Annotated in this window: 1 protein-coding gene; it reads right to left on the bottom strand. The window is 64.2% G+C overall.

Features of this window, described 5'->3' with window-relative positions; all coding sequences use genetic code 11:
- Nucleotide 1 precedes the first annotated feature (1 nt).
- Nucleotides 2–14,035, bottom strand: a complete 14,034-nt coding sequence (locus AC1RAC_RS14305) for a non-ribosomal peptide synthase/polyketide synthase (RefSeq protein ID WP_492616674.1) — start codon at nt 14,033–14,035, stop codon at nt 2–4.
- Nucleotides 14,036–14,104: the final 69 nt, after the last annotated feature.

Raw genomic sequence — 14,104 nt, 5'->3', positions numbered from 1 at the left:
TTCAAATCGCCTCTAGTTCGCTCAAAAAGTCACGAAGGTCATCAAAATCTTCCACGCTGCCGGCGCGGAAAGTGGCTGCGGCCTGCACGTAGGCGCGCAGCGATTCGGTCTGGAACAGTTCCATCAACGGTACGTCCAGGCCGAGCTCGGCCTGCACCCGCGAGGTAATCTGGATAGCCAGCAAGGAGTGACCACCGACATCAAAGAAGTTGTCGTTCAGGCCCACTTGCGGCAGGTGCAGGATGTCGGCCCAGATCGTGGCGATCTGCTGCTCCAACTCGCTCTGGGGCGCCACATACGCCTGCTGCATCTGGCTCGTATCCGGCACCGGCAGGCCTTTGCGGTCGAGCTTGCCGTTGGGGGTCAGCGGCATCTGCGCCAGGAATACGAAGTGGCTGGGCACCATGTAGTCCGGCAGGTCGGCTTTCAGGGCACGACGCAGGGCGTCACGGAACTCAACCTGGTCGGCCAGGCTGGCGTCGGCCGGTACCACATAGGCCACCAGTTGTTTGCCGGTCGGCCCCTCCTGGGCGACCACCACGGTTTCACCAACACTGGCTTGCTCACGCAAGCGCGCTTCGATTTCCCCCAGTTCGATACGGAAACCGCGGATCTTCACCTGATGGTCGACACGCCCCAGGTAATCCACCACGCCATCCGGACGCCCGCGGGTCAGGTCACCACTGCGATACACGCGACTGCCGGGCTTGCCGAACGGGTCCGGCACGAAACGCTCGGCAGTCAGTGCCGGGCGCTCCAGATAACCCCGGGCCACGCCCTCGCCGCCCAGGTACAACTCGCCGGCTACGCCGATGGGCTGCAGGTTCAGTTGCGCATCCAACACGTAGCCACTGCGGTTGCCCAACAAGGTGCCGATGGGCGCGTAGACAGCTCCGCAAGGGTCGCCCTTGCGTGCCTTCCACAGCAGCGGCGTGACCACGGTTTCGGTCGGGCCGTAGCCGTTGAACAGGTATTCAGGCTTCAGCGCGCGCCACGCCAGGTCATAGCTGGCTTGAGCAACGGCATCACCACCGAAGCAGTACACCCGCACTGCCGGCGGGTTGCCGTCGCGCTCGGCATGTTCGGCCAACTGTTGCAGGTACACCGGTGGGAACACCGCCATGGTCACGTTGTGGCGATGCATTTGCTCATAGGTGTATTCCGGCAGCCACAGGCTGTCATCACGGATCAACACGCTGGCGCCATTGATCAGCGGGTGCATCCAGCCTTCGTGGGAACCGTCGAAGGCGAAGGACATGAAGTGCAGTTCGCAATCGGCCGGGGAGGTTTCATAGCGCTCGCCAGTGGCGATGATATGCGCCACCAGCGGGCCGTGTGACACCGCCACGCCCTTGGGCAAACCGGTGGAGCCGGAGGTGTAGATCACGTAGGCAAGGTTGTCGCCGTCCAGCGCCACAGTCGGGGCCGTATCGCTGTAACCGGCCCACTCTTCGGTGCGATCAATCGCGAGGGTATCCAGACCCTCGGGGACTGGCAGTTGCTGCAACGCCCGGCTGTGAGTCAGCAGCAGTTGCGCACGGCTGTCTTGCATCATGTACAGCAGGCGATCACGTGGGTATTCGATATCCAGCGGCACATACACACCACCGGCTTTCATCACCGCCAGGAACGCCACCATGATCTCGGCACTGCGCGGCATGGCGATGGCCACCCGCACTTCCGCGCCGACGCCACGGGCGATCAGGGCACGGGCCAGGCGATTGGCCTGGCGATCCAGTTCACCGTAAGTCAGGGTTTGAGTATCGAATTTAACCGCCACTGCGTCCGGGGTTTGCCGGGCGCGATCGCCGACCAATTCATGCACCAGGCGCTCGGCTGAGAAGCCGGCGTCGGCCTGGTTCCACAGCTCAAGAATCTGCTGTTGCTCATCCTCGCCCAGCAAGCTCAATTGGCTGATGGGTTGCTGTGGGTCGATCACCATTGCCCGCAAGAGGTTCTGCCAATGCCCGGCCATGCGCTCGATGGTCGCCACAGCGAACAGATCGGTGGCATAACTCAGAGAGGCACGCAGGGCCGTCTGGCTTTCTTCCACATCCAGCGCCAGGTCGAACTGGGCCACGCCTTCGTCCAGATCCAGGACTTCGACGTGCAGGTCGGCCAGGCGATGCAGATGGCTGTCGGCAACGCTCACACGGTGGTTGAACAACACTTGGAACAACGGGCTCAGGCTAAGGCTGCGCTCCGGTTGCAATGCCTGCACAAGCTGTTCGAACGGCAGGTCCTGGTGAGCCTGGGCCTCCAGGGAGCGCTGACGCACTTGGTGCAGCAGTTGCTCGGTGCTCATTTGCCCGTGGATATCGGCCTTGAGCACTTGGGTGTTGACGAAGAAGCCGATCAACCCCTCGGTTTCCAGGCGATTGCGGTTGGCAATCGGCACGCCCACGCGCACATCTTCCTGGCCGCTGTAGCGATGCAGCAACGCCTGGTAAGACGCCAGCAGCAGCATCGGCAGCGTGACACCAGCGTGCTGCGCCAGTGTGCGCAAACTGCCCAACAACTCCGGATGCAACTCGATACCCAAGCGTGCGCCGCGATGGCTTGGCTGTGCCGGGCGCGGCTGGTCGAACGGCAACTCCAGCACCGGTTGCTCGCCGCTCAACTGCTCGCGCCAGTAGGCCAGTTGACGCGCCTGCTCACCCGCCTCCATCCAACCGCGCTGCCACACGGCATAATCGGCGTACTGGATCGGCAGCGCCGGCAATTGCACGTCCTGGCCTTGGCTGTTAGCGGCATACGCCTGCACCAACTCCTCGACCATCAACTGCATCGACCAGCCGTCAGAAACGATGTGATGCTGCACCAGCACCAGCACGTGGTCGTCCTCGGCCAGGCGCAGCAAGGTGGCCCGCAGCAGCGGCCCACGCAGCAGGTCGAAAGGCTGGGCGACCACCTGCGCGAGCCGCGCCTTGAGGCCGGCATAGTCGCTGTCGACCTGCTCGATATCGACCCGGCCCTGGGCGTCAATGACTTGAACCGCGCCGGTGGCGTCCTGACGGAAATACGTGCGCAGGCTTTCATGGCGAGCCAGCAAGCTATCAAAGCTCTCTTGCAGCGCGGTCAGGTCCAACGGCCCCTGCAAACGCAAGGCGCTGGGGATGTGATACGCGGCGCCGGCCGGGTCCAGTTGCCAGAGGAACCACTGGCGCTCCTGGGCATAAGATAGCGGCAGAGGCTGCGTGCGGTCTGCCTTGATCAACGCCGGCGCGGTGACGCCCTCCTCGCCCAAGGCTCGCACGAAATCACCCAGTAGCGGCTGTTCGAACAAGGCCTTGAGTGGGACTTCCAGCGCCAGGGCCTGACGCACCCGTGACACCACCCGCGTGGCCAGCAATGAATGCCCGCCCAACTCGAAGAAATGATCGTCGAGGCCCACTTGGGGCAACTCCAGTACCTCGGCCCAGATCGCCGCCACCTGCTGCTCGCGCGGGGTGACGGGCGCTACATGGCCCTTGAGCGACAGGCTGGCATCCGGTTTGGGCAATGCCTTGCGGTCGAGCTTACCGTTGGGGGTCAGCGGCAGGCTGTCGAGGAACAGCCACTGCGCGGGCACCATGTAGTCCGGCAAGCGCTCGCGCAGCGCGGTTTTATAGACCTGCGACGCCTGCGGCGCGGCGCTGACCAGGTAAGCGATCAGCCGGTCGTTATCGGCCAGCACCACGGCTTCGCGTACGCCGTCGAACTCACGCAAGCAGGCTTCGATTTCACCCAGCTCGATACGGAAACCCCGGACCTTGACCTGATGGTCGACGCGGCCGATGTATTCCACCACGCCGTCGGCCCGATAGCGTGCCAGGTCACCAGTACGGTACAGGCGTTCGCCCGGAACCCCAAACGGGTTGGGCACGAAGCGTTCAGCGGTCAGCGCCGGCTGCCCGTGATAACCCCGCGCCAGGCCGACACCGCCGATCAGCAGCTCACCGGACACACCTTGGGGGCAGGGCGTGAGACCGGCATTGAGGATGAACAAGCCGGTATTGGCGATGGGCCGTCCAACGAACGGCAATGCCTGATGCAAACGATGAGCCGCCGACCAGATGGTGGTTTCCGTCGGGCCATAGAGGTTCCACAGCGGGCCTTGCAGGTCGAGCATGCGCTGGGCCAAATCGACGGGCAGCGCTTCGCCACCGCACAGGCAGGCGATGTCACGCAGTGAATGAGCCCGTGGGCTGTCGAGCAACATGCGCCAGGTCGAGGGCGTGGCTTGCAGCACATTCGCCGCCTGACGCTGGGCCAGATCGAGGATCGCCTCGGGGTCGAGGGCCGTTGCCTGGGTGCTCAGCACCACGGTACCGCCGACACTCAGCGGCACATATAGCTCCAGGGCGAAGATGTCGAACGAGAAGGTGGTCAGCGACAACAGCCGCGCATCCTGGCCGATACTCAACGTGCCGGCCATGCCGCTGGTGAAGCTGCACAGCGCCTTGTGACGAACCATAACCCCTTTGGGCTTGCCAGTGGAGCCAGAGGTGTAGATCACGTAGGCCAGATGCTCCGGTGTCACGGCAACCTGGGGATTGTGCTGCGCTGTGCCGGCCTCCTCCACCATCAGCACCTGCACGCCGTGCGGCTGAGCCAGGTGCCCCAGCAGGTGCGGTTGCGTCAGCAATACCCGGGCGCGGCTGTCTTCAAGCATGTAGGCCAGGCGCTCTGCCGGGAATTGTGGGTCGAGCGGCACATAGGCGCCACCGGCCTTGAGGGTCGCGAGCAAGCCAACCACCATGTCCAGGGAACGCTCCACGTGCACCGCCACCAGCACGTCCGGGCCGACGCCCATGTCGATCAGACGATGGGCCAGCCGATTGGCGCGACGGTTGAGTTCGCCGTAGCTCAGGTGCTCGTCATTGAAGTGCAGCGCGATGGCTTCGGGTTGCGCCGCGGCCTGGGCCTCAAACAACTGGTGTACGCAGCGTTCGCGTGGGTAGTCGGTGTCGCTGCGGTTCCAGTCGTGCACCATGTGCTGCCATTGCGACGGGCTGAGCATCGCCAGGTCGTCCAAGGCCACCGAGGCATCCTGCAGGACTGCGCGCAGCAGGTTTTGCCAATGCTCGGCCAAGCGCTCCATGGTCGCCACGTCAAACAGATCCGTGGCGTAAGTCAGCGAGGCCCAGAGACCGTCCACCGATTCCTCGGTTTCCAGGTTCAGGTCGAATTGCGTGCTGTGACCGGCCCAATCCACGGGCTGCAAAGCCAGGCCGGGCAATTGCACCGGGGCTGAACGCAGGCTGTCCTGATGGTTGAACATCACCTGGAACAGCGGGTTATGGCTCAGGCTGCGCTCGGGCTGCAACACTTGCACGAGCTGCTCGAACGGCAGGTCCTGATGGGCCTGCGCCTCCAGGGCACGCTGCTTGACCTGGGCCAGCAACTGGTCGAACGGCATCTGCCCGTGCACGTCAGCTTGCAGCACCTGGGTGTTGACGAAAAAGCCCAGCAGTCGCTCGGTTTCGAAGCGATTACGGTTGGCGACCGGTACGCCGACACGCACCTGTGCCTGGCCGCTGTAGCGGTGCAGCAAGGTCTGGAACGAGGCCAGCAACAGCATGAACAGCGTCACGTCCTGACGCTTGGCCAGGGTCTTGAGTTCAGTCAGCAGCGCACGCTCCAGATGAATCTGGCGGCGCGCGCCACGATGGCTCTGCACTGCGGGGCGTGGATAGTCCAGCGGCAGGTCCAGCAACGAATGCTCGCGCCCCAGACGAGCGCACCAGTAATCGAGCTGGCGTTGTTGTTCCCCAGCCGCCATCCAGTCGCGCTGCCACTGGGCGTAGTCGGCGTACTGGATCGGCAAGGCCGGCAACCCTGCGTCGCCTTGGTACAGCGCCACCCACTCGTCGATCATCACTTGCATCGACCAGCCGTCAGAGATGATGTGGTGCTGGGTGATGACCAGCACATGGTGATCAGGCGCAACGATCAGCAACTTGACGCGCATCAGCGGGCCGTTGCGCAGGTCGAACGGGCGCTGGATCTCTTCGGTGACAGCCTGCTCGATAGCGCCGGCGTCGACCTCTTGTTGTTCAACCGGCACTGCCAGGCCTGGGTGGATGACTTGCACGGTGTGCTCGCCCGCCTCCACAAAGGTGGTGCGCAGCGGTTCATGGCGCTGCACCAGGGCCTCGACGGCGCGCTCCAGCGCCGCGATGTCGAGTTCACCGCGCAGGTGCAAGGCGGTGGGCACATGATAGGCCGCGCTGGTGGGATCCAATTGCCAGAGAAACCACTGCCGTTCCTGGGCAAAGGACAACGCCAGCGGCTGCTCACGGCCAACCGCCTGCATCACAGGCGCGGTATCGGCCTGCACGCCTGCGCACGCCGCTGCGAAAGCGGCCAGCGTCGGCTGTTCGAACAAGGCCCGCAACGGCACCTCCAGCTTGAGGTCGTGACGCACCCGGGAGATCACCTGGGTGGCCAGCAAGGAGTGGCCGCCACGTTCGAAGAAGTGATCTTCCAGGCCAACCTGCTCGACCTGCAACACTGCTTGCCAGATCGCCGCCAACTGGATTTGCAATGGACTCTGCGGCGCCACGTAGGCGGCGCTGGCCTGGTTCAGGTCGGGTGTGGGCAGCGCACGGCGGTCGAGCTTGCCGTTGTGGTTCAACGGCAAGGCATCGAGGAACACCCAATGGCCCGGCACCATGTAGTCCGGCAACGTCTGGCGCAAGCGCGCCGCCAGTGCCTGGGCCTCCAGCGCTTGGCCTTCGGCTGGCACCACGTACGCCACCAACTGCACGCCGGTCGCGCTCGGCTGCGCAAGCACGGCGGCTTCTCGCACGTTGGGCAAGGCTTGCAGGCTGGCTTCGATTTCGCCCATTTCGATACGCAGGCCACGAATCTTCACTTGATGGTCGATACGCCCAACGTACTCCAGCGCACCCGCCGGGTTGTACCGGGCCAAGTCGCCACTGCGATAAAGCCGCGCACCGGGCATGGCGGAAAACGGGTCCGGCAGGAAGCGCTCGGCGGTCAGCGCCGGGCGGTCGAAATAGAGTTGCGCCAAGCCAACCTCGGCACCAATGCACAGCTCGCCCACGCCATCGGTGGCCAACAGTTCGAAACCGCTGTCGAGTACATACAGGCCGCGCCCGGCAATCGCCTGCCCGATTGGCACGCCGTAGGCGTCGTTGGCATCGGCCAATTGGCACTCATGCACGCTGGAGACCACTGTGGCTTCGGTCGGCCCGTAGGTGTTGACCAGGCGCACATTGCCCAAGCCCGCGGCGTACCACGCACGCACGCCCTCCACTGACATGGCTTCACCCCCCACATGCACCTGGCGCAGCTTGCCCAGGGAGCGACGGTGCTCGGCGCACTCTTGCGCCAACAGGTACCAGTAGGCGGCGGGCAAATCGGCCAGGGTCACGCCCTGCTCGACAATCTCTTGCGCCAGTTGGCCGGCATCCCAGAGTTCATCGCCACGCATGATCAACGCCGCGCCCGCACACAGGGGCGGGAAGCATTGCTCGACAAAACCATCGAAACTGAAGGTCGCAAACTGCAACACGCGGTCCTCGGCGCAAAGTCGGCTGTACAGCGTGGCGCTGTCACAGAACTGGCCGAGGGCGGCATGGTCGATGGCCACGCCTTTGGGCTGGCCGGTGGAGCCAGAGGTGTAGATCACATAGGCCAGGTCAGCCGCCGCCGCGTGATTAGGCGGATTGGTTGTCGGGTAGCCGGTCAGTTCGTCGCCACTGGCACTGAAATCCATGCGGGTCAGGCCGCGGGGCAAAGGCAAGTCGGCGAGCAAGCCGGTTTCGCTGAGCAGCACGTCCAGGCGGCTGTCGGCGAGCATGTAGGCCAAACGTTCCGCCGGGTATTCAGGGTCCAGCGGTACGTAGGCCGCCCCGCTTTTGAGCACTGCCAGCAGGCTGACGATCAACTGCGGCCCACGCCGCGAAGCCAGGCCCACCCGTTGGCCGGGGCCGACACCAAGCGCCAACAGGCGATGGGCCAGGCGGTTGGCGCGCTGGTTCAACTGGGCGTAACTCAAGCTGGCGTCACCGGCCTGTACAGCCAAAGCGTCTGGCGTCGCCTCGGCCTGGGCTGCGATACGCTGATGCACGCGTTCGTTGGCCTGGGGCGCTGCGGCTGAGCGGCTCAGAGCGACCATCTGCCGTTGCGCTGGGGCGTCGAGAAGGCGCAGGTTGCCCAGCGGCATGTGAGCGTCTGCGAGCAATTGCGCCAGCAGGTGTTGCAGGTTGGCGCTCAACTGCGCCACGTGCGCCTCGCTGAATTGGGCACGGTCATAACTGAATTCCAGGCGCAGGCTGGCGCCCAGTTCGATGCCCAGGGTTAATGGATAGTGCGTGCGCTCATGGTTGTGCAGGCGACCGAAGGTCAGGCCGGCCGGCGCGCCTTGCTTGAGCGCCTCGGCGACCGGGAAGTTCTCGAACACCAGCAAGGTGTCGAACAGCGCGCCCTGCTGGCCAGCCCAGCCCTGGATGTCGTAGAGCGGCACATGTTCATGGTCGCGCAGGCTGAGGTTGAGCGCTTGCAGTTCGCTGAGCCACGTCGCGGCCGACTGGGCTGGCGAGGCTGTGCTGATGATCGGCAAGGTGTTGATGAACAGGCCCAGTTGCTGCTCGATCCCCGGCAGCGGTGCGGAACGCCCGGCCACGGTGGCACCGAAGGCGACGCAGTCCTGGCCGGTGTAGCGTTGCAGCAATAGGCTCCAAGCCCCTTGCAACAGGGTATTGAGGGTGACTTTGTGCTGGCGTACGAACTCAGCGAGGCGGCGGGTAAAGTCGCTGTCCAGTGCCACGTGATGGTCAGCCATGCCAACCGCGTCCATAGGCTTGCGCAACGCTTGCGCCAGCAGGGTCGGCGCCGGCAATGCCGCCACGGCGGTTTTCCAGAACGCTTCGCCCGAGGACTGTTGTTGCAGCCAGGCGAGGTAATCACGGAACTGCCCGAGCGGCGCCGGCACTGCCTGCCCCGCATAGTGAGCGATGACTTCACCGAGCAACTGCGCGTTACTCCAGCCGTCCATGAGGATGTGGTGGCTGGTGAAGATAAAGTGCCAGGCCGCACCGGCACCGCGCGCCAGCGTCAGGCGAAACAGCGGCGCGGCATTCAGGGCAAAACCGCGTTCGCGTTCGGCCTGGGCCAGGGTGTCGAAATCGGCGTCGGGGTCTTCGATCACTTGCAGTTGCAGGTCGACCTGGCGCTGGATCAGCTGATGAGCACTGTCCAGGCCCAGCCAATGGAAGTTGCTGCGCAGGATGTCGTGACGGTCCAGTGCGGCCTGCCAGGCACGCCCGAAGGCGAGCAAATCAAGGCCCTCGATGTCGAGGCGCAACTGGTTGATGTAGGCCTGGGACTCGGGTTCCAACAGGGTGTGGAACAGCATGCCTTGCTGCATCGGCGACAGCGGATAAAGGTCGGCAATCGCCGGCCCGGCCACGGGCAAGGCATCCAGTTGCTGCCGGGTGACGCGTGCCAGCGGGAAATCCGACGGGCTCACCTGGCCTGCCGGCGTGGCACAACAATGCTCGATCAGCGCCCTGAGTTCGGCTGCGTACTCATCCGCCAGACCTTGAACAGTTGCCGCCTCGAACATCTCCCGGCTGAACCCCCATTGCAACGACAGCTCGCCGCCATATACCTGACCTTCCAGCGTCAGCCAGTTGGCCAGCGGCGCCTCTGGATCCTGGGCCTGGCCACTGCCCTGACTGGCCGGCACGAACAGTGCCGACTCGTTGAACTGACGGTCGAACTGGCCCAGGTAGTTGAAGGTGATGCGCGGCGCGGTAAGGTTCGCAAGGCTTTCCTGTGCGTGTTGCGCGCCCAGATAGCGCAGCAGGCCGAAGCCCAGGCCTTTGTCGGGCACGGCGCGCAGTTGTTCCTTGACCGCCTTGATCGCCTCGGGCAACTCGCCTTCGGCGTGCAGGCGCACCGGGTACAGGCTGGTGAACCAGCCGACGGTGCGGCTCAGGTCGATGTCGTCAAACAGATCTTCACGGCCGTGACCTTCCAATTGGATAAGCGCAGCAGGTTGCTCGCTCCAACGGCTGATCACCCGCGCCAGGGCGGTCAACAGCAGGTCGTTGACCTGGGTGCGATAGGCCGCTGGCGCGTCTTGCAGCAGTCGGCGGGTGTGCTCGGCGTCAAGGCGTGTTTCCAGCTTGGCGCCCAGGCGGTTTTGCAGGCCGCCTTCGGGGTGATCACACGGCAGCTCGGCGTCGATGGATTGGGCTTGCCAGTACGGCAGTTGCTCCTCGACGGTCTGCGCGTGGCGGTGCAACTGTTGCGCCCAGCGCTGGTAGGCACTGGTTTTTGCCGGCAGCACCTGTTCGCGGTAGGCCTGTTGCAGGTCTTCGAGCAGGATGCGCCAGGACACACCATCCACCACCAAGTGATGGATCACCAACAGCACACGCTGGCTGCCATCGGCCATGCTCACCAACGCGGCGCGCAGCAGTGGACCTTGGGCAAGGTCAAGGCTGCGCTGGGCTTCATCACACAGCGCCGCCAGTTCAGCGTCGGTGCCGGCCTGGCATTGCCACAACAGCGGTTCGCTGACATAGGCAGCATGGCTCTGCTGCCAGCCGCCAGCCTGCTGCACAAAGCGCAGGCGCAAAGCGTCGTGATGCTGGATCAACCGCGCCAGCGCGGCCTCCAACCGTGCAGGCTCAAGCACCTCACCGGGCACCAGTAACAAGGATTGATTCCAGTGATGCCGCGCCGGGATCGGCTGGTCGAAAAAACTGTGTTGGACGGGCGTCAGCATCACCTCGCCACTGACCGGGCCCTGGTCGATCAGGCTGACCTGCTCAAAGCGCGCCACCAGAGCCAGGCTGCGGATGTTCTGGTACTGGAACAGGTCACGCGGGCTCAGGCGAATGCCGGCCTGACGGGCGCGGCTGACCACCTGGATAGAGATGATCGAATCGCCGCCCAGCTCGAAGAAGTTATCGTCCTGGCCGACCTGCTCAACGCCCAGCACGTCGCTCCAGATGGCAGCCAGGGCTGTTTGCAGGTCGCCTTGGGGGGCGACAAATGCCTGCTGCTGCGCCGCATCCGGCACTGGCAACGCCTTGCGGTCGAGCTTGCCGTTGGCGGTCACCGGCAGCTTGGGCAGCGCAATGAAATGCGTCGGCACCATGTATTCCGGCAAGCTGCTGAGCAACCATTCCTTGAGGCCCGTTGGCGCCTCGCCTGCGTGTACAAGATAGGCGACCAACTGCTTGCCGCCCTGTACCAGTACCACGGCTTCGCGCACGTGTGGATGCTGCATCAGGCGTGCTTCGATTTCGCCCAGCTCGATACGCAAGCCGCGCAACTTGACCTGATGATCGAGACGGCCGAGGTATTCGATTACCCCATCGGCACGTTGGCGCACGCGGTCACCGGTGCGATACAGGCGTTCGCCTGTCACAAAGGGGCTGGGTACAAAACGTTCGGCGGTGAGCGCCGGGCGCCGATGGTAACTGCGCGCCAGGCCGACGCCGCCCAGGTAGAGTTCGCCACTGACGCCGGCCGGCACCGGGTTGAGTTGCGCGTCCAGCACGTAGGTGCCGAGATTGGCGATGGGGCGGCCGATGGGCACGCTATCGGCGCCTTCGTCAATGCAGGTCCAGTGCGTGACGTCGATGGCCGCCTCGGTCGGGCCATAGAGGTTGTACAGCGCCGCAGCGGGCAACTTGGCGAACACTTGCTGTTGCGCGTCCAGGGGCAAGGCTTCGCCGCTGCACACAATGCGCGTGAGGCTTGCGCACGCCTGTACGCCCGGCTCATGGATAAACGCCTGCAACATCGACGGCACGAAGTGCAAGGTGGTGATGGCGTGTCGGCCAATGGTGTCAATCAGGCGCGTCGGTTCACGGTGTTCGCCAGGCGCTGCGACCACCAGGCGGGCGCCGGTCATCAGCGACCAGAAGAACTCCCACACCGACACGTCAAAGCTGAACGGGGTTTTCTGCAACACCGCGTCATTGGCGCCCAGGCCATACGCCTGTTGCATCCAGCTCAAGCGGTTGACCAAGGCGCGATGGCTATTGCCGGCGCCTTTGGGCTTGCCGGTGGAGCCCGAGGTGTAGATCACGTAGGCCAGGTTGAGGGCATGCAAGGCCACGTTCGGTGAATCGCTGCTGTAGCCGTCGAGCCATAGCGCCGGCTGGTCCAGGGCAATTACCTGGATACCGGCGACGGGCAGCGACGCCAGCAGGCTTTGCTGGCTGAGCAGCAACTGAATGCCACTGTCTTCGATCATGTAGGCCAGGCGTTCCCGGGGGTACTCAGGGTCGAGGGGCACGTAGGCGCCACCGGCCTTGAGAATCGCCAGCAGGCCAACCACCATTTCGATGGAGCGCTCGATGCAGATACCTACCAGCACGTCGGGCCCTACGCCCTGCTCGCCCAGGGCATGGGCCAACTGGTTGGCGCGCGCATCCAGTTGGGCGTAGGTCAAGGTGGTGGTACCGAACACCAGTGCCGGTGCATCGGGACTGCGCCGTGCCTGGTCTTCGATCAGGTGATGAATTCCGCGCTCGGTCGGGTACGCCTCGGCGGTCTGGTTCCAGGTGTGGACCAGCCGTTGCTGTTCAGCCGCGTCAAGCATGGGCAATTCGCCAATGCGCTGTTCGCCATCGAGCACCATGGCTTGCAACAGACTGACCCAATGCCGGGCCATGCGCTCGATGGTGGGCGTATCGAACAAGTCATTGGCGTAGGTCAGCGCGGCATGCAGGGTGCCGGACTTTTCATAGGTGTCCAGGGTCAGGTCGAACTGGGTGGTGCGGCCTTGCCATTCCACCAGGGCCAATTCCAGCCCCGATGCAGTGCTGACCGAGGCGATGTCGGCGACTACCGGCTGATGGTTATACATCACCTGGAACAGCGGCGTGTGGCTCAGGCTGCGCTCGATTTTCAGCGCTTCCACCAGCCGTTCGAAGGGCAATTCCTGATGGGCCTGGGCGCCCAGGGCATGCTCCTTGATACCTTGCAGCAACTCGGCAACCCGGGTTTGCCCGGTCAGTTCGATGCGCAACACTTGGGTGTTGACGAAGAAACCGATCAGCCCCTCGACTTCGGTGCGATTGCGATTGGCAATCGGCACACCGACGCGAATGTCGCCCTGGCCGGTATAGCGGTGCAACAGCACATTGAAGGCACCGAGCAGCAGCATGAACAGGGTGACGTTGTGTTTTTGCGCGCAGTTGCGCAGTTGCGCGGCCAGTGCCGGCTCAATCGCGAAGTTGTGCCGTGTGCCTTGGTAGCTGGGCATGGCCGGGCGCGGGTGGTCGGTGGGCAGCTCCAGAACCGGATGTTCATCGCCCAGGCGAGCCTGCCAGTACTCCAACTGGCGGGCCTGCTCGCCCGCTTCCAGCCAGCGGCGCTGCCACAGGGCGTAGTCGCTGTACTGGATGGGCAGCGCCGGCAGTTGGGGCGCTTCGTTGCGCTCATGGGCGTCATAGCAACGGATGAATTCGTCGATCAGCACATTCATCGACCAACCGTCGGAGACGATGTGGTGCAGGGTCAGCAGCAGCACGTGTTCCTGCTCGGCAAGCTTGAGCAGTTGCACGCGCAGCAGCGGCCCGTGTTCCAGGTCGAACGGCAACAGCGATTGACGGGTGGCGGCGGCGTTGACGGCCTGCTCCCGTGCATCAAAGGCCAGGGCCGTGAAGTCCAGGTGCTCGACGGTCACCGACGGCTCCACCGCCACCTGCGCCACCCGCTCATCAGCCTGACGCTGGAACACTGTGCGCAAGGTTTCGTGACGCGCCACCAGGCTGGCGAACGCTTGCTCCAGCGCTGGCAGGCTCAGCGCCCCCCTCAAGCGCACTGCGCCGGGCAAATTGTAGGCGCCGCTGGCCGGGTCCAACTGCCATAGAAACCACATGCGCTGCTGCGCGTAGGACAGCGCCTGGCGGTCCTCCACCTCCACCCCTGCCGGAATCGGAAACCTTGAAAAATCCACGCCTTCTTTCTGCAAGGCTTGCAGGAACAGTTGGCGCTTTTCCAGGGGCAGCCCGATAAACCGGCGAGCAAGTTTCAAGGAGTCTTCAGCATTCATTTCTTGGAATCCGGGGCAATAGGCGGGAAGCACAAAGGCACGTCGTCCCTATAAAACGAACCGGGCGGG

The organism is Pseudomonas sp. GW823-FHT02F05, assembly GCF_058797315.1.
Note: the sequence above shows the minus strand (reverse complement) of the source record. Positions and strands in the feature narration are given on the sequence as shown.